This is a genomic window from Seonamhaeicola marinus, from assembly GCF_008085455.1.
This window is the reverse complement of record NZ_VSDQ01000319.1, coordinates 1-376: the sequence shown is the minus strand read 5'-3', so window position 1 is coordinate 376 and position 376 is coordinate 1. Positions and strand designations below refer to the sequence as shown.

Sequence of the window (376 nt, the reverse complement as noted above, 5' to 3'; positions counted from 1 at the left end):
TTAACAACATTGGTGTTTGGCCAAAGGGTTTATTTGTTCTTCTTCAAACTTATAAACCGCGCAACCAAATAACAATTAAAACGAAGAAACAAACAATATGGCAGTATTTAATTTTCAGAAGCCCGACAAAGTAATCATGATTGATTCAACAGATTTTGAAGGGAAATTCGAATTTCGTCCTTTAGAACCTGGTTACGGATTAACAGTAGGTAATGCACTTAGAAGAGTGTTGCTATCTTCATTAGAAGGCTATGCAATAACTTCAGTAAGAATTGAAGGTGTAGACCACGAGTTTTCTGCAATTGCGGGTGTGGTTGAAGATGTTACAGAAATCATTTTAAATTTAAAACAAGTACGTTTTAAAAGACAAATTGAT

1 pseudogene is annotated in these 376 nt (G+C 33.8%); it reads left to right on the top strand.

What is annotated here, in order from left to right:
* Nucleotides 1-97: 97 nt before the first annotated feature.
* Nucleotides 98-376 (top strand): annotated as a pseudogene (locus FUA24_RS04170) (DNA-directed RNA polymerase subunit alpha); the annotation flags it as partial.